We start from the raw sequence: 24,394 nt of genomic DNA, 5'->3' as shown, positions 1-24,394 counted from the left end.
GCATCGTATCGGCCGTGTCACCGGCCGCGCTCGGCCGTGGGGGCGCGGCGCTGCAGGGCGGAGCGGCTCACCCAGTAGGTGATGATCACGATCCAGAAGAGCGGATAGCCGAGCGCCCCGACGACGGAGGCGTCCAGCGTCCACAGCGCCATCGAGACCATCGAGTGCAGACCCAGCAGTCCGACGGCGATCGCCATGGCGAGCACGGGGCGGCAGTTGCGTGCCACGAGGAGCATGGGGCGGCGCAGCCGCCGCGGTACGCGCCGGGTGATCCACACCGCCCAGCCGGCCCAGCCGCCGACGAGGACGAGCGCGCCGATCGCGTACGGGACGAGGGCCTCGGCGCCCGACGAGCCGGTCCGCAGCGACGCCGAGCCGATGGCGGCGGCGACGAAGCCGAGCAGGGCCACCCAGCGGGCTCCGGCGGCGGTGCCCCAGGCCATGGTCTCCAGGTTGTAGCGGGCCTGCCGGTCGTTCATGTCGAGGGCGGCGGACTCGACGAAGCCCTCGGCGGCCTTCGTCCACGCCCCGGGCCGGAGCCAGCGGCGGCGCAGGTGCAGCAGGGAGAGGTTGTTGTGTGCCTCGCTGCTCTGCGGGTCGAGCCGCAGAGCCGTCTCGTAGGCCTGCTTGGCGACGGCGTGGTTTCCGGTGCGCTGGGCGGTGAGTCCGACGAGGAAGTGCGCGTCGCTCTGCTCCGGTGCGAGAGCGACGGCGGTCCGGGCCGCCTCGTACGCCTCACGTCGGCGCTCCGTGCGGACGGACCGGTCGAGGACGGTGCCGAGGGCGTAGTGGCTGCCCCAGTACTGCGGGGCGAGTTGGACGGAGTGGCGGGCGGCCTGCTCCGCCTCCTCGTACCTCGTCAGCGCGAGCAGGATGTGCGTGCGCATCAGCCAGGCCGGCAGCGAGTCGGGTTCGGCGCGCAGGGCCGCTTCGATCGACTCGAACGCCTCCTCCTCGCGACCCAGACGGTGCCGGCAGCGGGCCAGCAGGACCAGTGCGGTGGCGTCCTGCGGGTCGGTGGCCAGATGCTGGGCGGCGAGGGCGGCGGCCTGCTCGTACCGCCCGACGTCGAAGAGCGCGTCGGCCTTGTCCAGGGTGTGGCTCATCAGACCTTGTTCCGGTCGTGGGTGATGCTGAGCAGGTTCGGTACGAGTCCGAGCCAGAACAGGACCTGGGGGATCGTCCGGTCGGTCCACGGCACGAGGACGATCAACAGGGCGCAGAGCGTGGCGAGGACGGCCTGGCCGAGAACCACACGGGGCCAGAACAGCCGCCGTACGAGGTCGCGTACGGTCATCTTCGCGCCGGTGCGCATCCGCAGATAGCGGCGCAGGGCGCCGAAGCCCCACACGGCCGCCATCAGGGCGAGCGCCCAGAGCCGGGTGCCGAGGTGGATGGGGAGTTCCTTCGGCTCCTCGCCGTCGGTCGGGAAGACGTCGAGGGTGACGCCCGCCATGACAAGGCAGAGCAGGGCGAGCCAGCGCGTGCCGCGCAGCAATCGGTAGACGGCCTTGTCGAGGTCCGTGCGCAGCGCGTCGGAATAGGGGGCGGCCGCGAGGCCGCTCGCGTACACCTCGGCGGCCCGGGCGGCGGACGTGCCCGGTCGGGTGGCCTCCCGCTCGGCGATCACGGTGACTGCGAGGGTGTGCGTGGGGTCGATGCGGATGATCTGCTCGACGGCCTCCTCGGCCAGCTCGGCCCGCTGATGGAACGTGGCGACCTTGTACATGGACTGCCATGTGTAGGTCACGTCCGGCCCGATCCGCACGGCCGCGTGGGCCTGCTCGAGCGCCTCCTCCGGGCGGTCCGGGGCCAGCTGGAGCAGCAGTTCGGCGAGCTGCCGGCGCGGGCCCCAGGCGTACGGATCGATACGGATCGCCTCGCGCTGCGCCGCCTCGGCCTCCTCCAGCCGGCCGAGGGAACGCAGGGCCACGCCGCGCACGAAGTGGGCTTCGAGGTACTCGGGTTCGAGCCGGAGCGACTCCAAGGCGGCGGCGAAGGCCTCGGAGGGCCGCCCGAGGCTGATGAGGCACTGGCCGAGCACGGACCACGCCCGGTGGTCCTCAGGGTCCTCGGCGAGGCGGCGGCCGATCAGCTCATGGGCCTCCTTGTCGCGCGCCATCTCGTACAGCAGGCTGGCCCGTTGGACCTGCGGGTGCACACTCACAGCTTCCGCTTCTTCTTCAGATAGGCGACGAGGTCGTCGTACATACCGCCGTCGTTGGCGAACATCGCCACGTTGCGGGCAGAGGCGAACCAGGACTCGCTCGACGGCTTGATCTGCTTCGCCGCGCCCAGCAGGTCCTTCATGTTGATCATGCGTACGGTGCCGGTGCGGGCGGAGTCGAGGAGCGCTGACTCGGCGGCCGTCTCGCAGAGATGGGCGAGGTCGGCGCCGGAGAAGTCCTCGGTGGCCTTGACGAGCTTGCCGAGGTCGACGGACTCGATGGGCCGCTCGCGCAGGTGGTAGCGGAGGATCGCCTCGCGGGCCGGGGCGTCGGGCGGCAGCACGAGCAGGGTGCGGTCGAGGCGGCCGGGGCGGCGCAGCGCGAGGTCCACGTCCCAGGGGACGTTGGTGGCGGCGAGCACGAAGACGCCTTCGTTCTCGGCACCGTCGACGCCGTCGAGCTCGGTGAGGAGCTGGTTGACGACGTTGCGCAGTCCGCTGTGGTGGGTACGGGAGCGCTTCGCGCCGAGGGCGTCGAGCTCGTCGAGGAAGACGACGCAGGGGGCCTGGGCGCGGGCGGTCTCGAAGATGTCGTGGACGTTCTTCTCGGACGAGCCGATGTACATGTCCAGGATGTCCGAGAGCGAGATCGACATGAAGCTCGCTCCGAGCTCGCCGGCGACGGCGCGGGCGATGAACGTCTTGCCGCAGCCGGGCGGGCCGTAGAGCAGCAGGCCGCCGCGGAGCGACTTGCCGTACAGCTTGCGGAGTTCGGGGTTGCGCATGGGGGCGAGGAAAGCGGCCTCCAGGCGGTCCTTCACCTCCTGCATCCCGCCGACGTCGGCGAGGCGTACGGAGCCGGGGGCGTCGATGTCCCAGGCTGAGGCGTCCCCGGGGTCGCCGCTGCCGTCGGCGGTCAGCGGCTGCTCCAGGTCGCCACCGGTGCCGCTGCCGCTCTCGACGAAACGGGGCCCGACGAGGTCTCCGACCTCCTGCTCGGCCTTGTCCCAGTCGAAGGTCGAGGACCGGGCGGGGGTCTCGGGGGCTGCCGGGGCTTGCGGGGCCGCGGGCACCTCGGGGGCCGGGGCTGCGGGAGCCTGCGGAGCTTCGGGAGCCTGTGGGGCTGCCGGGGCGACGGCGGGCAGCCCCATCGCGCGGACCATCAGCGCACGTGCCGCCTCGTCACCCGGCGCGTGCTGGAGCGCGACGGCAGCCTCGGTGACGGCCTCGTCGCCTCGGCCCTCGGCGAGGAGCAGTTCGGCGAAGTGGAGCCGCAGGGGCACGTCTTCGGGCGCGGCGGCGACCGCGGCGCGCAGACTACGGATCAGGGGAGACTCGTCGGACATGCGGCCAGCCTATGAAGGAACCCGGCGCCCACGTCCACCGGGTTCCCGAACAATCGGCTTCCCGAACCACCGGGCTCCCGAACTACTGTGGGTCGATGCGACGAAAACGCGCACCGCGTCGGCTGGTGGTGGACGACACGGTCTGGATCTGGACGGTCGGGCATCTGCATCCACCCTGTCGGGAACTGCTGACGCTGCGCAGCGCCGACACCCCGCACGACCTCCTGCGCCTGGTGTTCCAGGAGGGCCCGGGCCGTGTGACACAGGGCGGGACCATGGGCGCGGGCCAGGTCGCGGACACCGGAGACGGTTACCTCAACCTCAACAAGCCGGGGGTGGTGCGCCGTTTCGTGGACGAGGCGACGGCACGTGGCCTCCTCCCCACCGCCCCCGGCGTGCGTGAGATCGACGGCTGGCCGCTGTTCGACGCGCTGGTGGCGAAGGAGAAGCCGACGGACTAGCTCCAGCGGCCCGTACGGCCGAGGAGGAGCGCGGTGGCCGCCGTACCGGCCGTGGAGGTACGGAGCACGCTGCGGCCCAGCCGGTACGGCTTCGCGCCCGCCGCCTCGAAAACCGTCAACTCCTCCGGCGACACACCCCCTTCGGGCCCGACGATCAGCACGATCTCGCCCTCGGCGGGGAGTTGGGCGTCCGCGAGCGCGCCGCTGGGGTGGTCCCGGTCCTCGTGCAGAACGGCGGCGAAGTCGGCACCGGCGAGGAGCGCCGCCACCTGCTTGGTGGTCATCGCGTCGGCGACCTCGGGGAAACGGGTACGGCGCGACTGCTTGCCGGCCTCGCGCGCGGTCGCCCGCCACTTGGCGAGCGACTTCAGCCCGCGCTCGCCCTTCCACTGGGTGATGCAGCGGGACGCGGCCCACGGCACGATCGCGTCGACGCCCGTCTCCGTCATGATCTCGACGGCCAGTTCGCCCCGGTCGCCCTTGGGCAGCGCCTGGACGACGGTGATCCGGGGCACGGGCTCCGGCTCGACCACCGTCGCCGAGACCTGGACGGTCAGCTGGTCCTTGCCCTCCGCTGCGAGTACGACACAGTCGGCCGACGCGCCCCGCCCGTCAGTCAGGACGAGCTCCTCCCCCGCGCGCATCCGCTTCACGGAGACGGCGTGCCGGCCCTCGGGGCCGTCGAGGAGGAAGGAGCCGGGGCCGGGAACGGCCTCGACGACGAAGACGGGTGCGGTCATGAAGCGCTCCTGTGGGCCTGCGCGGTCAGTGCGGTGTCGAGTTCGGCGGCCAGCACCTCGACCAGTTGCCCCGCCGGGAGTTCACGGGCCAACCGGTGCCCCTGGCCGGCCCACAGGGCCATGCCCTGGGCGTCGCCCGCGGTGGCCGCGGCCTTGCGCAGGGGGGCGGTGAGGTGGTGGATCTCGGGGTAGGCGGCGGGGGCGTACGGCCCGTGCTCACGCATGAAGCGGTTGACGAGCCCGCGCGCCGGCCGCCCGGAGAAGGCGCGGGTGAGCTCGGTGCGCACGAAGAGGGGGTTCGTCATGGCCTGCTTGTGCAGGGCGTGCGCGCCGGATTCGGGGCACACGAGGAACGCGGTGCCGAGCTGGGCGGCGTCGGCCCCCGCGGCGAGGACGGCGGCGATCTGCGCCCCGCGCATGATCCCGCCGGTCGCGACGATCGGCAGCTGGACGGTCTCCCGGACCTGCGTGACGAGGGTGAGGAGCCCGGTGCCCGCGACGGCGGCGTCCGGGTCGTCGCGGTGCGTGCCCTGGTGCCCGCCGGCCTCGACGCCCTGCACGCAGACCGCGTCCGCCCCGGCCCACTGAGCGGCCTGGGCCTCCTCGGGCGAGGTGACGGTGACGATCGTGTACGTACCGGCGCGGGCGAAGGCGTCGATCGTGTCCCGCCCGGGGCAGCCGAAGGTGAACGAGACGACGGGGACCGGGTCCTCCAGGAGGATCGCGAGCTTCGCGTCGTACGCGTCGTCCCGGCCGCTGTCCGGGTCGCCGAGCTGGGTCTCGTACCAGGTGGCCTCGCCCGAGAGCTGGTGCCGGTACACCTCGACGGCGGCGGTGTCCCCGGGCTGTCCGCTCTGCGGCATGAAGAGGTTGACGCCGAAGGGCTGCCCGGTCAGCCCGCGCACCTGCTTGATCTCCTGGTACAGCCCGCCGGCGGTCTTGTACCCCCCGGCGAGGAACCCGAGCCCGCCGGCCTCGCACACGGCCCCGACGAGCTGCGGACCGGAGGCGCCACCCGCCATGGGGGCCTGCACGATCGGGTAACGGGAAAGATCGTTCAGTGCGGTGGACATGCAGGCATCGTGCCATACGGAAGGGCGGCACCCGCTCCCTGCGGATGCCGCCCTTCCAGGCACGATGTCCGGCCCACCGGCCGTTGATCGTGGCCTTCAGACGCGAGAACGGACCTTGCTGCCCCGGCCGACCGCGCCGGCCCGGGGGCAACCCCCGGACCCTCGGCGATCACGCCACCTACCGACCGTTGAACGCGTCCTTCAGCCGCGAGAACAGCCCCTGCTGCCCGGGCTGGAACTGACCCGTGGGCCGCTCCTCGCCACGCAGCTTCGCCAGTTCGCGCAGCAGCCGCTCCTGCTCGGGGTCGAGCTTCGACGGCGTCAGCACCTCGACGTGCACGATCAGGTCGCCGCGACCGCCACCGCGCAGGTGCGTGATGCCGCGCCCGTGCAGCGGGATCGACTGGCCGGACTGCGTGCCCGGGCGGATGTCGACCTCCTCGAGGCCGTCGAGCGTCTGCAGCGGCACCTTCGTACCGAGCGCGCCCGCCGTCATCGGGATGGTGACCGTGCAGTGCAGGTCGTCGCCCCGACGCTGGAAGACCTCGTGCGGGATCTCGTGGATCTCGACGTACAGGTCACCGGCCGGACCGCCGCCCGGACCGACCTCGCCCTCGCCCGCGAGCTGGATGCGCGTGCCGTTGTCGACACCGGCCGGGATCTTCACGGTCAGCGTCCGGCGCGAGCGGACCCGCCCGTCGCCCGCGCACTCGGGGCACGGGGTCGGGACGACGGTGCCGAAGCCCTGGCACTGGGGGCAGGGACGCGAGGTCATGACCTGGCCCAGGAAGGACCGCGTCACCTGCGAGACCTCGCCGCGACCGCGACACATGTCACAGGTCTGGGCGGAGGTGCCGGGCGCGGCGCCCTCACCGGAACACGTCGTACAGACGACCGCCGTGTCGACCTGGATGTCCTTGGTCGTGCCGAAGGCGGCCTCGTTGAGGTCGATCTCCAGCCGGATCATGGCGTCCTGGCCACGGCGCGTGCGCGAGCGTGGCCCGCGCTGCGACGCCGTCCCGAAGAACGCGTCCATGATGTCCGAGAAGTTCCCGAAGCCGCCCTGGCCGAAGCCACCGGCCCCACCGCCACCGCCGGACGCGGACAGCGGGTCACCGCCGAGGTCGTAGACCTGCTTCTTCTGCGGGTCCGACAACACCTCGTAGGCGGCGTTGATCTCCTTGAAGCGCTCCTGCGTCTTCGGATCGGGATTCACATCCGGGTGCAGCTCGCGCGCGAGCCGCCGGAATGCCTTCTTGATCTCGTCCTGGGACGCGTCGCGGCGTACGCCGAGTACGGCGTAGTAGTCCGTGGCCACTTACGACTCCGCCAGGATCTGTCCGACGTAACGTGCCACTGCGCGTACCGCTCCCATCGTTCCGGGGTAGTCCATGCGGGTCGGTCCGACCACGCCGAGTTTGGCGACTGCCTCGTCGCCCGAACCGTAGCCGACCGCGACGACGGACGTGGAGGTGAGCCCCTGATGGGCGTTCTCGTGCCCGATCCGTACGGTCATGCCCGAGTCCTTGGCCTCGCCGAGCAGCTTGAGGAGCACGACCTGCTCCTCCAGCGCCTCGAGCACAGGCCTGATCGTGAGGGGGAAGTCATGGCCGAAGCGGGTGAGATTGGCGGTGCCGCCGATCATCAGCCGCTCCTCGTGCTCCTCCACCAGGGTTTCGAGGAGGGTCGCGAGCACCGCCGACACCGTGCCGCGGTCCTCCATCTCCTCGAACGACTCCGGAAGATCCTGCACCAGCTGCGGCACGTCCGCGAAACGGCGGCCGACGACCCGGCTGTTGAGCCGGGCCCGCAGGTCCGCGAGCGAGGTCTCGCCGAACGGCGCGGGGCAGTCGATCATCCGCTGCTCGACCCGGCCGGTGTCCGTGATCAGCACGAGCATCAGACGGGCGGGGGCGAGCGAGAGCAGCTCCACGTGCCGGACCGTCGAACGGGTCAGCGACGGGTACTGCACGACGGCGACCTGGCGGGTCAGCTGCGCGAGCAGCCGGACCGTGCGCCCGACGACGTCGTCGAGGTCGACCGCGCCGTCGAGGAAGTTGTGGATGGCGCGCCGCTCGGGCGTCGACAGCGGCTTCACGCCGGCGAGCCTGTCGACGAAGAGGCGGTAGCCCTTGTCGGTCGGGATGCGTCCGGCACTGGTGTGAGGCTGGGCGATGTAGCCCTCGTCCTCCAGGACGGCCATGTCGTTGCGCACGGTGGCGGGCGAGACGCCGAGCTTGTGGCGCTCCGTGAGCGCCTTGGAGCCGACCGGCTCCTCCGTCCCGACGTAGTCCTGGACGATGGCGCGCAGCACCTCGAGTCTGCGTTCGCTGAGCATCGCGCACACCTCCAGCTGTCGTATCGGTTTGCTCCGCTTTTGGCACTCGCCCTGCTCGAGTGCCAGGAATCCCCTGGCCAGTGTACGGCGGCGGGCATCGCTCCTGGCAAGGAGGCCGGGTCGCCGGGTCGTAGCGGATAGCGTCGCCGTATGGATGTCGATTGGGAAGAGTACGGCTGGGAACGGCTCGGGGACGGGGTGGGCAGGCGGCGGCTGCCCGTCTGGGACGCCACGGTGGGCCTGGTGCTCGGCGAGAAGGCCGTGCTGCTGTACGACACGGGCTCGACGCTCCGGGAGGGGGCCGAGCTCCGGGCTCAGGTGGAGGCCCTCACGGGCGGCAGAAGAGTGACGCACATCGCACTGAGTCACCCCCACTTCGATCATGTGCTGGGCACGGCGGTCTTCGCGGGGGCGGAGGTGTACGGGGCGGTCGGCCTGGACGAGCTGCTGCTGCGGGAGCGGGAGTCGCTGCGGGTGTCCGCGGTGCGTCACGGGGTCGAGGAGCCGGCGGCGACGGAGGCCGTGGACGTCCTCGTCCTCCCGCGCCACACGGTGTCGGGCGAGTGGACGCTGGACCTGGGCGGCCGACAGGTGCTGCTGGCCAATGCCGGGCCCGGTCACTCGGGCCACGACCTGGCGCTCCTGGTCCCCGGCGCCGACGGGACGGAGGTCGTCTTCTGCGGCGACCTGGTCGAGGAGTCGGGCGAGCCGCAGGCGGGCCGGGACGCGATCGGCTCGCGCTGGCCGGCGGCCCTGGACCGGCTGCTCGCGCTGGGCGGGGAGGCCGCGGTGTACGTGCCGGGGCACGGGGCGGTGGTGGACGCGGCGTTCGTGCGGCGCCAGCGGGATGAGCTGGCACGACGCTTCTCCGTCGCATAACGTCGCCCAAATGCGCAGCTACAACCCGGACCTGACGCCCCCTTGGAAGCGCTCCGCGCCCGTGCCGGAGGTACCGGCGGAACCGGACCTCGTCGTCGAGGAGGTCTCGACGGGCTTCTGTGGGGCGGTGATCCGCTGCGAGGCGGGCACGGTGACCCTGGAGGACCGGTTCGGCAAGCACCGGGTCTTCCCGATGGAGCCTCGGGGCTTCCTCCTGGAGGGGAGGGTGGTGACCCTGACCCGCCCTTCAGCCGCTCCGACGCGCCCGAGTCGCACGGCCTCGGGCTCGATCGCGGTCCCGGGCGCACGGGCCCGGGTCGCGCGTGCGGGCCGGATCTACGTGGAGGGCCGCCACGACGCCGAGCTGGTGGAACGGGTCTGGGGCGACGACCTGCGCATCGAGGGCGTGGTGGTGGAGTACCTGGAGGGCATCGACGACCTCCCGGCCATCGTCGCGGACTTCGCCCCGGCGGCGGACGCGCGCCTGGGGATCCTGGTCGACCACCTGGTGCCGGGCTCGAAGGAGTCCCGCATCGCGGCGCAGGTCTCGTCCCCGGACGTCCTGATCGTCGGCCACCCGTACATCGACGTCTGGGAGGCGGTGAAGCCGTCGTCGGTGGGCATCCCGGCGTGGCCGACGATCCCCCGGGGCCAGGACTGGAAGACGGGCGTCTGCCAAGCCCTGGGCTGGCCGGCCAACACGGGCGCGGCCTGGCAGCACATCTTGTCGAAGGTCCACTCGTACAAGGACCTGGAACCGTCGCTGCTGGGCCGAGTGGAAGAACTGATCGACTTCGTGACGGCACCGTAGAGCGAGCCATCCGTTGTGGGCAACGGCTCAACCGGCCCCCACCCACCCGAACCCGTCGTTGGGCAACTGATCCACCGCCCCCCACCCACCCGAACCCGTTGTGGGCAACTGTTCCGCTGGGGCGGAACGGGTGGGCACAACCCACGGGGGCGGCGCCCTTGCAGGCCCCTCGCAGGAGGGCGGCACGCCCTCACGCCCCCTCGCCCGGGGGCGGCGCCCTTGCAGGCCCCTCGTCGGGGGCGGCGCCCAAGAAAAGACCCGGCCGCCCGCCCCCACGGACGCGGACGCCTAATCCACCAGGTCCCGAACGACCGCGTCGGCCAGCAGCCGCCCCCGCAGAGTCAGGACGGCCCGCCCGGCCGCGTACGGCTCCTCCGCCAGCAGCCCGTCCGCCAGCGCCTTGCGAGCCGCGGCCAGTCCGGCCGGACGCAGGAGCTCCAGCTCCACGCCCTCCCGCAGCCGAAGCTCGAGCAGCACACGCTCGACGCGCCGGTCCTCCTCGGAGAGGACCTCTCGGCCCGCACCAGGCGACCTTCCGGAGGTCAGCGCCGCCGCATACGCACCCGGGTGCTTCACGTTCCACCACCGCACACCCCCGACGTGCGAGTGCGCCCCCGGCCCCGCGCCCCACCAGTCGGCGCCGCGCCAGTACAGCTCGTTGTGCAGACACCGGCCGGCCTCCGAGGTCGCCCAGTTCGACACCTCGTACCACTCGAAGCCGGCCTCCGCGAAGACGGAGTCCGCGATCAGATACCGGTCCGCGTGCACGTCGTCGTCGGTCATCGGCACCTCGCCGCGCCGGATCCTCCGCGCCAGCTGCGTCCCCTCCTCCACGATCAGCGCGTACGCGCTGACGTGGTCGGGCCCGGCGCCGATCGCCGCGTCCAGCGACGCACGCCAGTCGTCGTCGGACTCCCCGGGCGTGCCATAGATCAGATCCAGGTTGACGTGGTCGAACCCCGCCGCGCGCGCCTCCGCGACACACGCCTCGGGCCGCCCGGGCGTGTGCGTACGGTCCAGGACCTTCAGGACGTGCTGGCGGGCGCTCTGCATACCGAACGAGATCCGGTTGAAGCCCCCGGCCCTCAGCTCGGCCAGATACGCCGGATCCACCGACTCCGGGTTCGCCTCGGTCGTCACCTCGGCGTCGTCCGCGAGCCCGAACTCGTCCCGGATGGCCCCCAGCATCCGTACGAGATCGCCGGCCGCGAGCAGCGTGGGCGTACCGCCGCCCACGAAGACCGTCCGCACCGGTCGTGGGTCGTCGCCGAGCACCTTCCGGGCGAGGCGTATCTCCTCGACGACCTGCCCGGCGTAGTTGTCCCGGGAGGCGAGCACGCCACCGGCACCGCGCAGCTCGCTCGCGGTGTACGTGTTGAAGTCGCAGTAGCCGCACCGCGTGGCGCAGTACGGCACGTGCAGATAGAACCCGAGCGGCCGGTCCCCGGCCCCTTCCAGGGCGTGGGCGGGCAGCGCCCCGTCCTCGGGCATGGGCTCACCATCGGGCAGTACGGAAGGCATGAGCCCATTGTCCCGTACTGCCCGAGGTAACCCTTCCGGCCTGTGGACAACCCGGTCGCACGGGGCGACGCAGGTCACCCCGACGACTCGGCCGGCAGGGGGCCGAAGGCCTTGTCAGGCCGTGTCAGGCCTTGTCGGCGCAGGCCGTATCAGGCCTCCCGCGACCCCGCGTACATCTCCTCGATCAGCTCCTTGTACGTCCGCTCCACGACCGGACGCTTGAGCTTCAGCGACGGCGTCAGCTCGCCGTGCTCGATGTCGAGGTCGCGCGGCAGCAGACGGAACTTCTTGATCGTCTGCCAGCGCTGGAGACCCTCGTTGAGGCGGTCGACGTAGCCCTGGACCATCGCCTCGGTCTGCGGGGCGGCGACGATCTCGGCGTAGGACTTGCCGCCGAGGCCGTTCTCGGCGGCCCAGCCGATGATCGTGGGCTCGTCGAGGGCGATCAGCGCCGTGCAGTAGTTCCGGTCGGCGCCGTGGACCAGGATGTTGGAGACGAACGGGCAGACGGCCTTGAACTGGCCCTCGACCTCGGCCGGGGCGATGTACTTGCCGCCGGACGTCTTGATCAGGTCCTTCTTGCGGTCGGTGATGCGGAGGTAGCCGTCGGCGGACAGCTCGCCGATGTCGCCGGTGTGGAACCAGCCGTCGGACTCCAGGACTTCCGCCGTCTTCTCGGGCAGGCCGTGGTAGCCCTCCATGACACCGGGGCCGCGCAGCAGGATCTCGCCGTCGTCGGCGATACGGACCTCGCAGCCGGGGAGCGGCTTGCCGACGGTGCCCGTGCGGTAGGCCTCGCCCGGGTTGACGAAGGAGGCCGCGCTGGTCTCCGTCAGGCCGTAGCCCTCCAGGATGTGGATGCCGGCGCCGGCGAAGAAGTAGCCGATCTCGGGCGAGAGGGCGGCCGAGCCGGAGACGGCGGCGCGCAGCCGGCCGCCGAAGGCCTCGCGGAGCTTGGAGTAGACGAGCACGTCGGCGACCTTGTGCTTGGCCGTGAGCCCGAAGGGGGCGGAGGCGGTGCCGGTGCGCCGGAAGTTGTCCTGGCTGACCTTGGCGTACTCGCGGGCCACGCCGGCCGCCCACTGGAAGATCTTGTACTTGGCGCCGCCACCGGCCCGGGCCTTGGCGGCGACTCCGTTGTAGACCTTCTCGAAGATGCGCGGAACGGCGGCCATGTAGGTCGGCTGCACGACCGGCAGGTTCTCGATGATCTTGTCGACGCGGCCGTCGACGGCCGTGACGTGCCCGACCTCGATCTGGCCGGAGGTCAGCACCTTGCCGAAGACGTGCGCGAGCGGCAGCCAGAGGTACTGGACGTCGTCCTTGGTGACCAGGCCGGTCGCCGCGATGGCCTTTGCCATGTACGACCAGTTGTCGTGCGGGAGGCGGACGCCCTTGGGGCGACCGGTGGTGCCCGAGGTGTAGATGACGGTGGCGAGCTGGTCCGCGGTGATCGCGGCGACCCGCTCCTTGACGGCCTCGGCGTGCTTCTCCAGGTACGCCTTGCCGCGCGTCTCGAGGTCGGCGAGGGTCAGGACCCAGTCGTCGGTCTCGACGCCGGTGGGGTCGACGACCACGACGTGGTGGAGGTTCGGCAGGTCGGCGCGGCGCTCGACGGCCTTGGCGACCTGGGCCGCGTCCTCCGCGATCAGCACCACGGACTCGGAGTCCGAGAGGATGAACGCCGACTCCTCGGCGTTCGTCTGCGGGTAGACGGTGGTGACGGCGGCACCCGCGCACATCACACCGAGGTCGGAGAGGATCCACTCCACCCGGGTGGAGGAGGCCAGCGCGACCCGCTCCTCGGCCTGGACGCCCAGGTCGATCAGACCGGCCGCGATGGCGTAGACGCGCTCGGCGGCCTGCTCCCAGCTCAGCGACTTCCAGTCGTCCGGGCCCTGGCCGGAAGCGGACGGGACCGGATAGCGATATGCCTCCGCGTCCGGAGTCCGCGCGACGCGCTCAAGGAAGAGGGTCGCCACGGAGGGCGGCCGGTTCTCGATCAGGGTCTGTGTGTCGCTCACGACGTCCTCCGGGCGGCGGCGGTGCGTTCTGGCGGTGCGTTCCTGCGTACTAACTGGCGAGTAACCTACGAGCCGCGATCAGAGTAAGGCGCCGAGGTCCGGCGCGTAAGAGGCTGCGGGCCGCCTCTTCATACCCGGTTCATAACGAACGGGCCCCGCGCTGAGCGCACGTGGGCCCGTTCGATGTATCTGTCAGCTGATTGGCTGATTACTGCCGATCACTTCTTGGACTTGCCGCCCGCGGAGTCGTCGCTCGACAGTACGGCGATGAAGGCCTCCTGCGGGACCTCCACGGAGCCGACCATCTTCATCCGCTTCTTGCCTTCCTTCTGCTTCTCCAGCAGCTTCCGCTTACGGGAGATGTCACCGCCGTAGCACTTGGCGAGGACGTCCTTGCGGATGGCGCGGATGGTCTCACGGGCGATCACCCGGGAGCCGATCGCGGCCTGGATCGGCACCTCGAAGGCCTGCCGCGGGATGAGCTCGCGCAGCTTGGCGACGAGCCGCACGCCGTACGCGTACGCGGCGTCCTTGTGGGTGACGGCGGAGAAGGCGTCGACCTTGTCGCCGTGCAGCAGGATGTCGACCTTGACCAGGCTGGACGCCTGCTCGCCGGTGGGCTCGTAGTCGAGGGAGGCGTAACCGCGCGTCTTGGACTTCAGCTGGTCGAAGAAGTCGAAGACGATCTCGGCGAGGGGCAGGGTGTAACGGATCTCGACGCGGTCCTCGGAGAGGTAGTCCATGCCGAGGAGCGTGCCGCGACGGGTCTGGCAGAGCTCCATGATCGCGCCGATGAACTCGCTCGGGGCGAGGATCGTGGCGCGCACGACGGGCTCGTACACGTCGTTGATCTTGCCCTCGGGGAACTCGCTCGGGTTCGTGACCGTGTGCTCGCTGCCGTCCTCCATCACCACGCGGTAGACCACGTTGGGGGCGGTGGCGATCAGGTCGAGACCGAACTCGCGCTCGAGCCGCTCCCGGATCACGTCCAGGTGCAGCAGGCCGAGGAAGCCGACGCGGAAGCCGAAGCCGAGGGCGGCGGAGGTCTCCGGCTCGTAGACCAGCGCGGCGTCGTTGAGCTGCAGCTTGTCGAGGGCCTCACGAAGGTCCGGGTACTCCGAGCCGTCCAGCGGGTAGAGGCCCGAGAACACCATCGGCTTGGGGTCCTTGTAGCCGCCGAGCGCCTCGGTGGCGCCCTTGCTCAGCGAGGTGATCGTGTCACCGACCTTGGACTGGCGGACGTCCTTCACACCGGTGATGAGGTAGCCGACCTCGCCGACGCCGAGACCGTCGGACGCCGTCATCTCCGGGGACGAGACGCCGATCTCCAGCAGCTCGTGGGTGGCGCCGGTCGACATCATCTTGATGCGCTCGCGCTTGTTGAGCTGGCCGTCGACGACTCGGACGTACGTCACGACACCGCGGTAGGAGTCGTAGACGGAGTCGAAGATCATCGCGCGGGCGGGGGCGTCGGCGACACCGACGGGGGCCGGCACGTTCTCGACGACCCGGTCCAGCAGCGCCTCGACACCGAGACCCGTCTTGGCGGAGACCTTGAGCACGTCCTCGGGCTGGCAGCCGATGAGGTTGGCGAGCTCCTCGGAGAACTTCTCCGGCTGCGCGGCGGGCAGGTCGATCTTGTTCAGTACGGGAACGATCGTGAGGTCGTTCTCCATCGCGAGGTACAGGTTCGCGAGGGTCTGCGCCTCGATGCCCTGGGCCGCGTCGACGAGCAGGATCGTGCCCTCGCAGGCCGCCAGGGAGCGCGAGACCTCGTAGGTGAAGTCGACGTGCCCGGGGGTGTCGATCATGTTGAGGATGTGGGTCTTCCCCTGGCCCGTACCCTCGGTGGGCGCCCAGGGAAGACGGACCGCCTGGGACTTGATCGTGATGCCGCGCTCGCGCTCGATGTCCATCCGGTCGAGGTACTGGGCGCGCATCTGCCGCTGGTCGACCACCCCGGTCAGCTGGAGCATCCGGTCGGCAAGCGTGGACTTGCCGTGGTCGATGTGCGCGATGATGCAGAAATTGCGGATCAACGCCGGGTCGGTACGGCTCGGCTCAGGCACGTGGGTAGGAGTCGCGGGCACGCAAGGTCTCGTCTCGGGGCGATGGTCGGATCGATACGTAGGCTCCATCGTCCCATGACTGGGGAGGTCCGCTCGGTTTGGGCGGAGGTTATGCCCCCTGATATCGTGGACAGCTGTGTCTCGTACGCCCTCTCAGCGATGAGGCACTCCTCAGAAACAACACCGAACCTGAAAAGGCTCTTTTCGTGGCGAACATCAAGTCCCAGATCAAGCGGAACAAGACGAACGAGAAGGCGCGCCTGCGCAACAAGGCCGTCAAGTCCTCGCTCAAGACCGCGATCCGCAAGGCCCGCGAGGCCGTCGCCGCGGGTGACGTCGAGAAGGCCGTCGTGGCTTCTCGCGCCGCCTCCCGCGCGCTCGACAAGGCTGTCTCGAAGGGCGTCATCCACAAGAACGCCGCCGCCAACAAGAAGTCGGCGCTGGCCACCAAGGTTGCCGCTCTGCAGGGCTGAGCTTCTCTGATGTAACGCCGGACGGGACCCAGCGGGCCCTCTCTCCCGCTCCCAACCGGCCCCCCGGACTCGTACGCGACACGCGTTCGCCACGCGTGTACGAGCCCACCAGCCGTACGACAAGGCCCCGCGCCCTCCTTCCCCAGGAGAACGCGGGGCCTTCGTCGTACGCGGGCCAGCGGCCGGGCCCCAGTTCCGGGCCGGGAGGTGCCGAAAGCTGTGCTCCAGACGGGTGTGGTGCCGCGCCGGACGGGGGAGGCTGGGGCGCTGCCGGCGGCGCGAAGCCGCCACGACTCCCACGGGAGCGGGACGCGCCAGACGGCGGGAGTACCGCAAGCCCACGGCCCGGGGCTGCCGGCGGCGCGAAGCCGCCACGACTCCGACGGGAGCGGGACGCGCCGCACGGCGCGAAGCTGCCGCGAACGCACGGGCCCGGGCACCCCCAGCGGCGCGAAGCCGCCGCGTCCCCGACGGGTAGCCCCTGTCCGACAGAGCGGGCACACCGCGGGCGGGAGGCCACCGCAACCCTCGGGGAGACGGCCCCGCCAACGCGGCAGCGAAGCCGCCGGGACTCCGGCGGGGCCGGGCGCTACCGGCGCAGCGCGAAGCCGCTGCTTCCCGGCCAGGGCCGGGGCGAAGCCCCGGGAAGGGGGTTGATTCCCACCAGCCCCGGCAGGGTTTCGGGAAGGGGTGGGGTGGGGGAATCAACCGCCCCCGGCACCACCCCGCCGCTACCGCCGCATCCGCGCCGCCCGCGCCACCGCCACAACCGCCTTCTCCAGCGCGTACTCCGGGTCGTCCCCCCCGCCCTTCACACCCGCGTCCGCCTCCGCCACAGCCCGCAGCGCCAGCGAGACCCCGTCCGGCGTCCAGCCCCGCATCTGCTGCCGTACACGGTCGATCTTCCACGGCGGCATCCCGAGCTCCCGAGCCAGATCGGCAGGCCGCCCGCCCCGCGCCGCCGACAGCTTGCCGATCGCCCGGACGCCCTGCGCCAGCGCGCTGGTGATCAGGACCGGCGGGACGCCGGTCGAGAGCGACCAGCGCAGCGCCTCCAGGGCCTCCGCCGCCCGCCCCTCCACCGCGCGGTCCGCGACGTTGAACGACGACGCCTCGGCCCGCCCCGTGTAGTACCGCCCGACGATCGCCTCGTCGATCGTCCCCTCGACGTCCGCCGTCAGCTGCGACACCGCCGACGCCAGCTCCCGCAGGTCGCTGCCGATCGAGTCGACCAGCGCCTGGCACGCCTCGGGCGTGGCCGAACGCCCCAGCGTCCGGAACTCCTGCCGTACGAACGTCAGCCGCTCCGCCGGCTTCGTCGTCTTCGGGCAGGCCACCTCCCGCGCGCCCGCCTTCCGCGCCGCGTCCAGGAGCCCCTTGCCCTTGGCGCCGCCCGCGTGGAGCAGCACGAGGGTGATCTCCTCGAAGGGCGCGTCGAGGTACGCCTTGACGTCCTTGATCGTGTCCGCGGACAGATCCTGCGCGTTCCGCACGACCAGGACCTTGCGCTCGGCGAAGAGCGAGGGGCTCGTCAGCTCCGCCAGCGTCCCGGGCTGGAGCTGGTCGGACGTGAGGTCCCGGACGTCCGTGTCAGCATCGACGGCCCGGGCGGCCGCCACCACCTCCTGGACGGCGCGGTCGAGGAGCAGGTCCTCCTGGCCCACGGCGAGCGTGACGGGGGCGAGGAGGTCGTCGGTCGAATTCTTCCTGGTGGCCATCGCTTCACAGCATCCCACGGGCCACTGACAGCCATGCCCGAGAATGGCGGGGTGAGCGAACGACACGTACTGGTACTGCCCGACCGCGACGCCGCCGAAGAGGTCGCCGAAGAACTGCCCGCCCGCTTCGGCGTCGCCGAGGAGCCTCAGCTCGTACGGGACGCGCTGGCGGGCGAGGACGACGCCGAGGACGCGCAGTGGCTGGTGGTCGTCGAGGACCCGCAGGGCCGGCTGGACTCGGCGGCGCTGGACGCGCTGGCCGCCGAGTACGAAGGCTGGCTGGAGGCCCCGTGACCGGGGTTACGCCTGCGAGGCGCCCTCGGCTTCAGCGCTCCGCGCGGACCGTGCCGGAGGCACGGGCAGCTCGCTGAGCTCGATGCCGAACCGGTCGCGGTACACCGCCCGCACCTCCTCCTCTCGCTCGAGCATCCTCTCGGTCCGCTCGCCGTTCACGTGCGTGACCAGCTTCAGGCCGCTGAGGGTGATCCGGCCCTCCTCGGTGAGCCGGGAGCAGATGAGGGAGCGGGTGAAGTGCGAGTCCGGGGAGGTGCGGTGGTACCAGGCGCCCGTCGTGAAGTCGCCGAGCACGCGCGGCCGCGTCTCCAACCGGAGGTGCGTTTCGCCGTTCCGCAGCACGTCCAGATCGCCGTCCTCGGTCTCGACGATGCGGAACGTACCGCCCGGATCCGTCTGATCGCCACGCTCGTCCAGCGCCAGCGGGAAGTGGCTGTGGTCACCGAACCCGACGTCCGCGAGCCACCGCTCTCCGTCCACCTCCACCACCACTGCCATGTGGTCGTACGGGATGCCCAGTCGGCCGCCCGGGCCGAAGCCGCGCCCCTGGAGAAGCGTGACGGTGAAGCCGAGTTCGCGCAGGAGGACGGCGAAGGTCGCGTTGATCTCGTAGCAGAACCCTCCTCTGCGGGCGCCGACCACCTTGTCGAGCAGCGCCTTCTCCTCCAGGACGATGTCCTCGCCGAGGTGGATCGACAGGTTCTCGAAGGGGACCGTTCTCAAGTGCCGCAGATGCAGATCGCGCAGGGCCGCCACGTCGGGGCGTTCGGGGCGCGCGGCTCCGATGCGGTGCAGATAGGCGTCGACGATCGTGCCCGGGACCGGCTGGGTGTCAGTACTCATGCCGAGAGTGTGCCGCGCCGCCGCCCGATACCCCATGAGGCTCTGGTCCTAGGCCCGTTGCCCGAGGTGCTCGTCCGGTCCGCGCCGCTACCGTGCGGGCCATGAGCGATCTTGAACCGCCCCGCCCCCGCGCCGAACGCAAGCAGGACGTCCTCACCCGACTCCGGCAGGACGTGGACCTCTGGGTCGCGACCGCGTCCGCCCATGACGAACCGTGTCTGGTGCCGCTGTCCTTCGTCTGGGACGTCCAGGACGGGCGGATCGACGAGGGAACGCTGCTGCTCTGCACGAAGCGCAACAACCCCACGGCCCGCAACCTCACCCCGAACGGTGAGGTCCGGATCAGCCTCGGCCACACCCGTGACGTGGTGCTGATCGAGGGAACGGCCGAGATGGTGGAGGGCTCCGACCTGCCGAAGGCCTCCGCCGACGCCTTCGCGACCAAGCTGGCCTGGGATCCCCGCGACCGATCCGCCTGGATCTACCTCCGGATCACCCTCAGGTCGGTGAAGGCCTGGCGCGAGGTGAACGAACTGCCCGAACGGGAGCTGATGCGCGACGGCGAGTGGCTGGTCTGACCTGCCCTCCTCCCACCTCGCCCTCAGGCAACGGGCACCGGATCCTCGGCCGGCGCGGGCAGTTCACGCGTCCGCGGCAACGGCGAGGGCAGCAGCCACAGCACGGCGAGTACGGCTCCGGCGGTGGCGATCCACAGCGTCGGCCGCAGCCCGACGGCCGTGCCGAGGAGGCCCCCGACGAGCGCACCGACGGGACGGAACCCGTGGTTGAGGGTGCGGTAAGCACCCATCACCCGCGCCCGGACGGCGTCGGGTATCAGCGCCATCTGGAACGACCCCGCCGCGATGTCGACGACCATGACGGCCGCGCACGAGAGGAACTCCGCCGCGAACAGCAGGCCCACGACCAGGGGTGTCGGACCCTCCGCGAGCGGTATCAGCAGCAGGGGCACGGTGAAGCCGAGGAAGCCGACGACGATGGACGGGCCGATCCCGAAGCGGCGCACGACCGCCCCGCTGCCCGCGGCCCCGATCAGCCCGCCGACGGCTCCCGCGCCGAGGACGGCACCGAGCACGCCCGCGCTCAGGCCGAGTTCGGTCGTGGCGTACAGCACGAACAGGGTGTGGAACATGTAGTTGAAGAACTGGATCGTCCCGGAGGCGGCGAACAGCGCCCGCATGGACGCGTTGCGGACGACCCAGCGCAGGCCCTCGGTGAAGTGGCCCTTGCCCACCGGTGAGGGTGGCGGTTCCACGGGCTTGATCCGGGCCAGGTAGCCGGCCGAGACCAGGTACGTGAGGGCGTCGGCGAGCAGGGCGAAGGGCGCGGTGAGGAACTGCACGAGCAGACCGCCCGCCCCTGGTCCCGCCAGCCACGACATCGAACGGCTGCCGTTGACCAGTGAGTTCGCCTGCACATAGCGCTCGGTCGGGACCAGCGCCACGAACAGCGTGACGTTGCACGCCTCGAAGAGCACCGTCAGCGCGCCCACCCCGAAGGCGACGATGTAGAGCTGGCCCAGGGTGAGCATGTCGAGCAGGTACGCGACCGGGAGGGTCAGCAGCAGGGCCGCCCGCCCGAGGTCGGCCGCGATCATGGCGCGCCGCCGGCGGGCCTGCCGGTCGGCCCAGGCTCCCAGCGGCAGGTTGAGCAGCAGCGCGGGCAGCAGCTCGGCCGTCTTGAGCCAGCCCATCTCCGCGGCGCCGGCTCCGAGCACGAGCACCGCGGCGAGCGGGATCGCGATCAGGGAGATCTGGTCCCCGACGAGTGAGATGGTCTGGCCGGCCCAGTAGCGCCGAAAGGACCGCTCACGCAGGAGCGCGGGTATGCGTTCCGCCACTCGCATCCTTCACTCCCCGCTCTCGTCGTCAAGGAGCTCAGGAATCTCGTCGGGGATCTCGCGGTCCAGGTACGCGATCCGCAGCACGCTGACCGGCCTGGCCGTCTCGGGGCGCAGCGACGGGTCGGACTCGCGGCCCTCGTACGGCAGCAGCAACTCGTCGATCCGTCGACCGAAGGCGGCCAGCTCGTCCGGCGTGAGGTAGAGCAGGGAGTCGCCGAACATCTCGGCCTCCCGCCACTCCTTCGGCAGCCGATGCCGGTCCTCCATGGCACGCAGGACCCGCTCGAAGTACCGCTCGGCCACCGCGCTGCTCAGCGCGTCCGCCGCCTCCGCGACCGTGGCGTCCTCACTGTCCCCCGGCCAGTCGGTGTACCGGGCCGTGGCCCTCCAGGGCTTCTCCCGCCCCCGCCCGCCGGGCGCCACCTCCACCAGCCCGTACTTCGCGAGTATCCGCAGGTGGTACGAGCAGCTGGCTACCGATTCCCCGGTGAGCTCGGCGGCCCGGGTGGCGGTGAAGGGACCGCTGCGCCGCAGCAGACCGACCAGCGTGATCCGTGTCGGGTGGGCGTAGGCCCGCAGCGCGCGGGGATCCGTGAGGCGAATGCTCCGGGGCTGCTCTTCGTCGTGATTCATCGGATTCGGTTCCTCCCGCATGTTGTAAAGGTAGCTTTAGAAAGGTTCCTTTACAAGGATCTCTTTACAAGCGTTTCCCTGTCGGCACGGCCACGAGATCCCGGCCCGTCCCCGTCACCGCGATCGCTCCGTCCCGGTCCGTCCGAAGCACCTCCGCTCCCCCGCCCCTTAGCGCCTCCACCGTCCGGGGCGACGGGTGCCCGTACGGGTTACCGCTCCCTGTCGACACCAGCGCCAGCCGCGGCCGGACGGCACGTATCAGCCCGGGATCCTGGTGGGCCGAGCCGTGGTGGGCGACCTTGAGCACGTCCACCGGCGCCAGTCCGGGGTACGCCCGCAACAGGCCTTGCTGGGCGGGCGGTTCGAGGTCACCGAGAAGAAGCAGGCTGAGCCCACCCGAGGTCCGCACGAGCAGGGTGACGCTCGCGTCGTTCGGCTCGGACGCCTCCGCCTCGACCGCCCCGGGAGCCCCGCGCGGCCACAGCACCTGCCACTCCAGCGCGCCCAGGCGCCGCCGCTCCCCCGGCCCGGCCAGAACCATCGGAACCCCGGCCGCCGCCGCGGTCCGCCGCACGAACGCCGCCTGCCCCTGCGGCTCTTCGAGCCCCGTCGTCTGGATCGCCCCCACCGACCGCCCGCGCAACACCCCTGGCAGCCCCGCGACATGGTCCGCGTGGAAGTGCGTGAGCACCACCAGCGGGATCCGGCGGACACCGAGATCACGGAGACAGCGGTCCACCAGAGCCGGATCCGGCCCGGCATCCACGACGACGGCCGCGTCCCCGCCCGCTGCGAGCACGGTCGCGTCGCCCTGCCCCACTTGGCACATCGCGAACGCCCAGCCCGGTGGTGGCCATCCGGTGACCACCCGGGTCAGCGGCGGCGGCCTGACCACAGCGAGGAGCAGCAGTGCCGCGCAGCCCACGGCGATTCTGCGTCGGTACGGCAGCCTCCACGCCCCCAGCACCACCAGCCCGAAGAGAGCGGCCAGCATCAGCCCGCCCCACCAGCCGCCCGGCCACTCCGTCTCCGCACCCGGCAGCGCCGCACCGGTGCGGGCCACGCCCGCGATCCACCCCGCGGGCCAGGCCGCGACCTGCGCGACCAGCTCCGCCGCCGGCAGCCAGACAGGGGCGAGGGCGAGCGCGACGAACCCCAGCACCGTCGCCGGGGCGACCGCCGGCTCCGCCAACAGATTGCTGGGGATCGCTACCAGGCTGACCCGCGCGGCGAAGACCGCCACGACGGGCACGCACACCACGTGCGCCGCCAGGGCGGCGGCCAGCGCCTCGGCGAACCTGCCCGGCACCCCGCGCCGCTGAAGCGCCTCGCTCCACCCCGGCGCGATGGTGAGCAGCGCCCCGGTGGCCAGGACCGAGAGCAGGAAGCCATAGCTCCGCGCCAGCCACGGGTCGTAGAGCACGAGCATCAGCACCGCCGCCGCCAGAGCGGGGATCAGCGATCTGCGGCGCCCCGTACCGATGGCGAGCAGGGCGACCAGCCCGCAGGCCGCGGCCCGCAGCACGCTCGGGTCCGGCCGGCAGACGATGACGAAGGCGAGTGTGAGGCCTCCTCCGATCAGGGCGGTGGACCGCAGCGGAATGCCGAGCCGTGGCGCGATCCCGCCACGCTCGACCCGCATCGCGGCACCCGGCCGACCGACCAGAAGCAGCAACACGACCGTGAGATTGGAACCGGACACTGCCAGAAGGTGCGTGAGGTCGGTCGCCTCGAAGGCGTCGCTCAGCTCCGGATCGATCCGGGACGTGTCTCCGACGACCAGTCCGGGCAGCAGCGCCCGGGCGTCCGGATCGAGGTCCTCCGTGGCGCGCCGCAGCCCCGCCCGCAGTTCCCCGGCCTTGCGCTGCACGGCGCTCGGCGTCCCCGTGATCCGGGGCGGCCCGGCCCCGTCGACCCGCAGCACCGCCGCGAACCGGTCTCCCGGCCGCGCCGGCGGCGCGAGCCGCCCCGTCAGCCGCAGCCCGGTCGACGGCAGCAGCCGCAGCCACTCCCGCTGGGCGTCGCCGGCGGGCACGATCACCAGGAGCGGTGTCCGGGTCCGGTGGACCGCTCCGCCGGGCGCCTCGACCCGGTTCACCTCGCCGTTCACAACGACGGAGACCGGCGCCGCCCGATCTCCGCGGACGCGGGGCCCGGTCAGTCTCGGATCGGAGGTGACCGTCACCTCCACGCCCACCCGGGCGTACTCCCCCGCGAGGCCCGGCAGTGGCCCGCGTCTCAGGTCCGCCGCATGAAGCCCGCCCGACGCGGCCCCGGCCGCCGCACAGAGCAGCACCGCCGCGACCGCGGTGGCACTCAGCCGCCCACCGTCCCGTCCTCGAACCGCCGCCGGCAGCATCGCCGCCCCCGCCAGGCAGGCGAGCACTCCCGTGACCACCCACCACCCCGTGGCGCCCACCGCCAGCGCAGCCGCTCCCCAGGCCGCCAACGCCGGTGGCACGAGCCGAAGATCCGCAGGGCCCTCCCCACCCGCACCGCGCGGTGCGGGGTCCTCGCTCATGGCCGAACCAGGGGAGCGAGTTCGGCGAACCGCCGCTCACCGATCCCGGTGACCTCTCGCAGCTCGGCGACCGACCGGAACCCGCCGTGCTCCAGACGGTGGTCGACGATGTGCTGCGCGAGTACGGGCCCGACCCCGGGCAGGGTGTCCAACTGCTCCACGGTCGCGGCGTTCAGGCTCAGCGGCCCCGCCCGGACACCAGTCGTGCCCACGCCACCGGCACCTACGCCCGCGGCGTTCGGCATCACGGGCAGGCCGACCACGACCTGCTCACCGTCCATGAGAACCCGTGCCCGGTTGAGTCCTGTGACGTCCGTGCCCGGCTTGACACCTCCGGCCGCGCGCAGCGCGTCGGCGACCCTCGACCCGCCGGGCAGGGTCAGCACCCCGGGCCGTCGTACCTTGCCGCTCACATCGACCACGACCGCCGGTGGTGACGGGGCTCCGGCCGTCGGCTCCGCCGACACCACCGGAGACGCCCCGCTCTCGGACAGCGGCGCCGCGCGCACGATCTCCGGCGCCCGAACGGCCTCCGGCCGCCCGGCCCAGAAGTAGCGTCCGGCAAAGCCCGCCGCCACGACCAGGACCACGGCCAACGCGGCCAGCGTCCTCGGTTCGAGGC

At 71.7% G+C, this 24,394-nt stretch carries 22 protein-coding genes; 6 read left to right on the top strand and 16 right to left on the bottom strand.

Going from position 1 to position 24,394, the window contains the following annotated elements:
• Nucleotides 1-17 precede the first annotated feature (17 nt).
• From ACFC0D_RS11860 to ACFC0D_RS11850, 3 genes are read right to left on the bottom strand one after another with little or no spacing between them, the layout of a single operon-like run.
• On the bottom strand, nucleotides 18-1,106 hold the full coding sequence (locus ACFC0D_RS11860) for a tetratricopeptide repeat protein (protein WP_376433731.1): 1,089 nt from the start codon (nucleotides 1,104-1,106) through the stop codon (nucleotides 18-20).
• A complete protein-coding gene (locus tag ACFC0D_RS11855) occupies nucleotides 1,106-2,167 on the bottom strand; it encodes a tetratricopeptide repeat protein (protein WP_376433729.1) in 1,062 nt (353 codons plus the stop codon). Before ACFC0D_RS11855 ends, ACFC0D_RS11860 begins: the two co-directional genes overlap by 1 nt.
• Nucleotides 2,164-3,513 carry an AAA family ATPase gene (locus tag ACFC0D_RS11850; RefSeq protein WP_376433727.1) on the bottom strand — a complete coding sequence of 450 codons (1,350 nt, stop codon included), beginning with the start codon at nucleotides 3,511-3,513 and terminating at the stop codon, nucleotides 2,164-2,166. The genes ACFC0D_RS11855 and ACFC0D_RS11850 overlap by 4 nt, the downstream gene beginning before the upstream one ends.
• Nucleotides 3,514-3,608: 95 nt before the next feature.
• On the opposite strand from ACFC0D_RS11850, the gene ACFC0D_RS11845 reads away from it, so the two are divergent.
• Nucleotides 3,609-3,974, top strand: coding sequence for a hypothetical protein (locus ACFC0D_RS11845; RefSeq protein WP_376433725.1), 366 nt, complete (start codon nucleotides 3,609-3,611; stop codon nucleotides 3,972-3,974).
• On the opposite strand, the gene ACFC0D_RS11840 is transcribed toward ACFC0D_RS11845, so the two are convergent.
• From ACFC0D_RS11840 to hrcA, 4 genes are all read right to left on the bottom strand, one after another.
• Complete coding sequence (locus ACFC0D_RS11840; RefSeq protein ID WP_376433723.1) at nucleotides 3,971-4,714, bottom strand: 16S rRNA (uracil(1498)-N(3))-methyltransferase; 744 nt, start codon at nucleotides 4,712-4,714, stop codon at nucleotides 3,971-3,973. The genes ACFC0D_RS11845 and ACFC0D_RS11840 overlap by 4 nt on opposite strands.
• A complete protein-coding gene (locus tag ACFC0D_RS11835) occupies nucleotides 4,711-5,787 on the bottom strand; it encodes a nitronate monooxygenase (protein WP_376433721.1) in 1,077 nt (358 codons plus the stop codon). The genes ACFC0D_RS11840 and ACFC0D_RS11835 overlap by 4 nt, the downstream gene beginning before the upstream one ends.
• A 178-nt stretch (nucleotides 5,788-5,965) precedes the next feature.
• Complete coding sequence (gene dnaJ, locus ACFC0D_RS11830) at nucleotides 5,966-7,105, bottom strand: molecular chaperone DnaJ (RefSeq protein WP_376433719.1); 1,140 nt, start codon at nucleotides 7,103-7,105, stop codon at nucleotides 5,966-5,968.
• Nucleotides 7,106-8,125, bottom strand: coding sequence for a heat-inducible transcriptional repressor HrcA (gene hrcA / locus ACFC0D_RS11825; protein WP_376433717.1), 1,020 nt, complete (start codon nucleotides 8,123-8,125; stop codon nucleotides 7,106-7,108).
• A gap of 150 nt (nucleotides 8,126-8,275) precedes the next feature.
• Here hrcA and ACFC0D_RS11820 point away from each other — a divergent pair, with 150 nt between their 5' ends.
• Both ACFC0D_RS11820 and ACFC0D_RS11815 read left to right on the top strand, forming a co-directional pair.
• Entirely contained in the window at nucleotides 8,276-9,004 is a 729-nt protein-coding gene (locus tag ACFC0D_RS11820; RefSeq protein ID WP_376433715.1) for an MBL fold metallo-hydrolase, read from the top strand.
• 10 nt (nucleotides 9,005-9,014) lie between these two features.
• A complete protein-coding gene (locus tag ACFC0D_RS11815; RefSeq protein WP_376433713.1) occupies nucleotides 9,015-9,815 on the top strand; it encodes a DUF3097 domain-containing protein in 801 nt (266 codons plus the stop codon).
• Nucleotides 9,816-10,103: 288 nt separating this feature from the next.
• Here ACFC0D_RS11815 and hemW read toward each other — a convergent pair whose 3' ends face one another.
• From hemW to lepA, 3 genes are all read right to left on the bottom strand, one after another.
• Nucleotides 10,104-11,336 carry a radical SAM family heme chaperone HemW gene (hemW, locus tag ACFC0D_RS11810; protein WP_376433711.1) on the bottom strand — a complete coding sequence of 411 codons (1,233 nt, stop codon included), beginning with the start codon at nucleotides 11,334-11,336 and terminating at the stop codon, nucleotides 10,104-10,106.
• Between the two features lie 149 nt (nucleotides 11,337-11,485).
• A complete protein-coding gene (locus ACFC0D_RS11805) occupies nucleotides 11,486-13,360 on the bottom strand; it encodes an AMP-dependent synthetase/ligase (RefSeq protein WP_376433709.1) in 1,875 nt (624 codons plus the stop codon).
• A 218-nt stretch (nucleotides 13,361-13,578) separates the two neighbouring features.
• The gene (lepA, locus tag ACFC0D_RS11800) at nucleotides 13,579-15,450 is read right to left on the bottom strand and encodes a translation elongation factor 4 (protein ID WP_376433707.1); all 1,872 of its coding nucleotides are present in this window, start codon (nucleotides 15,448-15,450) and stop codon (nucleotides 13,579-13,581) included.
• Nucleotides 15,451-15,635: 185 nt separating this feature from the next.
• Here lepA and rpsT point away from each other — a divergent pair, with 185 nt between their 5' ends.
• A complete protein-coding gene (gene rpsT / locus ACFC0D_RS11795; protein WP_137989361.1) occupies nucleotides 15,636-15,902 on the top strand; it encodes a 30S ribosomal protein S20 in 267 nt (88 codons plus the stop codon).
• A 731-nt stretch (nucleotides 15,903-16,633) separates the two neighbouring features.
• On the opposite strand, the gene holA is transcribed toward rpsT, so the two are convergent.
• The gene (holA, locus tag ACFC0D_RS11790) at nucleotides 16,634-17,620 is read right to left on the bottom strand and encodes a DNA polymerase III subunit delta (protein WP_376433704.1); all 987 of its coding nucleotides are present in this window, start codon (nucleotides 17,618-17,620) and stop codon (nucleotides 16,634-16,636) included.
• A 33-nt stretch (nucleotides 17,621-17,653) separates the two neighbouring features.
• On the opposite strand from holA, the gene ACFC0D_RS11785 reads away from it, so the two are divergent.
• The gene (locus ACFC0D_RS11785; protein WP_376433702.1) at nucleotides 17,654-17,914 is read left to right on the top strand and encodes a hypothetical protein; all 261 of its coding nucleotides are present in this window, start codon (nucleotides 17,654-17,656) and stop codon (nucleotides 17,912-17,914) included.
• Between the two features lie 6 nt (nucleotides 17,915-17,920).
• Here the strand turns inward: ACFC0D_RS11785 and ACFC0D_RS11780 are convergent, their stop codons facing one another.
• A complete protein-coding gene (locus ACFC0D_RS11780) occupies nucleotides 17,921-18,757 on the bottom strand; it encodes an arylamine N-acetyltransferase (RefSeq protein WP_376433700.1) in 837 nt (278 codons plus the stop codon).
• Between the two features lie 101 nt (nucleotides 18,758-18,858).
• Between ACFC0D_RS11780 and ACFC0D_RS11775 the strand changes: the two genes are divergently transcribed.
• Complete coding sequence (locus tag ACFC0D_RS11775) at nucleotides 18,859-19,335, top strand: pyridoxamine 5'-phosphate oxidase family protein (protein ID WP_376433698.1); 477 nt, start codon at nucleotides 18,859-18,861, stop codon at nucleotides 19,333-19,335.
• Nucleotides 19,336-19,358: 23 nt separating this feature from the next.
• Here ACFC0D_RS11775 and ACFC0D_RS11770 read toward each other — a convergent pair whose 3' ends face one another.
• The 4 genes from ACFC0D_RS11770 to ACFC0D_RS11755 all read right to left on the bottom strand — a co-directional run bounded on the left by ACFC0D_RS11770 (nucleotide 19,359) and on the right by ACFC0D_RS11755 (nucleotide 24,362).
• Nucleotides 19,359-20,621, bottom strand: coding sequence for an MFS transporter (locus ACFC0D_RS11770; protein WP_376433696.1), 1,263 nt, complete (start codon nucleotides 20,619-20,621; stop codon nucleotides 19,359-19,361).
• 3 nt (nucleotides 20,622-20,624) lie between these two features.
• Nucleotides 20,625-21,251 carry a winged helix-turn-helix domain-containing protein gene (locus ACFC0D_RS11765; RefSeq protein ID WP_376433694.1) on the bottom strand — a complete coding sequence of 209 codons (627 nt, stop codon included), beginning with the start codon at nucleotides 21,249-21,251 and terminating at the stop codon, nucleotides 20,625-20,627.
• 64 nt (nucleotides 21,252-21,315) lie between these two features.
• Entirely contained in the window at nucleotides 21,316-23,772 is a 2,457-nt protein-coding gene (locus ACFC0D_RS11760) for a ComEC/Rec2 family competence protein (protein WP_376433692.1), read from the bottom strand.
• Entirely contained in the window at nucleotides 23,769-24,362 is a 594-nt protein-coding gene (locus ACFC0D_RS11755; RefSeq protein ID WP_376433790.1) for a helix-hairpin-helix domain-containing protein, read from the bottom strand. Before ACFC0D_RS11755 ends, ACFC0D_RS11760 begins: the two co-directional genes overlap by 4 nt.
• Between the last annotated feature and the right edge of the window lie 32 nt (nucleotides 24,363-24,394).

Source organism: Streptomyces sp. NPDC056222 (assembly GCF_042264065.1).
Lineage (GTDB): Bacteria > Actinomycetota > Actinomycetes > Streptomycetales > Streptomycetaceae > Streptomyces.
This window is presented reverse-complemented; position numbering and strand designations above follow the sequence as displayed.

What these genes read in the sequence shown, in the direction of transcription:
- ACFC0D_RS11860 (WP_376433731.1), bottom strand. Translation starts at nt 1,106, where the DNA reads ATGAGCCACACCCTGGACAAGGCCGACGCGCTCTTCGACGTCGGGCGG.
- ACFC0D_RS11850 (WP_376433727.1), bottom strand. Translation starts at nt 3,513, where the DNA reads ATGTCCGACGAGTCTCCCCTGATCCGTAGTCTGCGCGCCGCGGTCGCC.
- ACFC0D_RS11845 (WP_376433725.1), top strand. Translation starts at nt 3,609, where the DNA reads ATGCGACGAAAACGCGCACCGCGTCGGCTGGTGGTGGACGACACGGTC.
- ACFC0D_RS11840 (WP_376433723.1), bottom strand. Translation starts at nt 4,714, where the DNA reads ATGACCGCACCCGTCTTCGTCGTCGAGGCCGTTCCCGGCCCCGGCTCC.
- ACFC0D_RS11835 (WP_376433721.1), bottom strand. Translation starts at nt 5,787, where the DNA reads ATGTCCACCGCACTGAACGATCTTTCCCGTTACCCGATCGTGCAGGCC.
- hrcA (WP_376433717.1), bottom strand. Translation starts at nt 8,125, where the DNA reads ATGCTCAGCGAACGCAGACTCGAGGTGCTGCGCGCCATCGTCCAGGAC.
- ACFC0D_RS11820 (WP_376433715.1), top strand. Translation starts at nt 8,276, where the DNA reads ATGGATGTCGATTGGGAAGAGTACGGCTGGGAACGGCTCGGGGACGGG.
- ACFC0D_RS11815 (WP_376433713.1), top strand. Translation starts at nt 9,015, where the DNA reads ATGCGCAGCTACAACCCGGACCTGACGCCCCCTTGGAAGCGCTCCGCG.
- hemW (WP_376433711.1), bottom strand. Translation starts at nt 11,336, where the DNA reads ATGCCTTCCGTACTGCCCGATGGTGAGCCCATGCCCGAGGACGGGGCG.
- holA (WP_376433704.1), bottom strand. Translation starts at nt 17,620, where the DNA reads ATGGCCACCAGGAAGAATTCGACCGACGACCTCCTCGCCCCCGTCACG.
- ACFC0D_RS11785 (WP_376433702.1), top strand. Translation starts at nt 17,654, where the DNA reads ATGCCCGAGAATGGCGGGGTGAGCGAACGACACGTACTGGTACTGCCC.
- ACFC0D_RS11780 (WP_376433700.1), bottom strand. Translation starts at nt 18,757, where the DNA reads ATGAGTACTGACACCCAGCCGGTCCCGGGCACGATCGTCGACGCCTAT.
- ACFC0D_RS11775 (WP_376433698.1), top strand. Translation starts at nt 18,859, where the DNA reads ATGAGCGATCTTGAACCGCCCCGCCCCCGCGCCGAACGCAAGCAGGAC.
- ACFC0D_RS11770 (WP_376433696.1), bottom strand. Translation starts at nt 20,621, where the DNA reads ATGCGAGTGGCGGAACGCATACCCGCGCTCCTGCGTGAGCGGTCCTTT.
- ACFC0D_RS11765 (WP_376433694.1), bottom strand. Translation starts at nt 21,251, where the DNA reads ATGAATCACGACGAAGAGCAGCCCCGGAGCATTCGCCTCACGGATCCC.
- ACFC0D_RS11760 (WP_376433692.1), bottom strand. Translation starts at nt 23,772, where the DNA reads ATGAGCGAGGACCCCGCACCGCGCGGTGCGGGTGGGGAGGGCCCTGCG.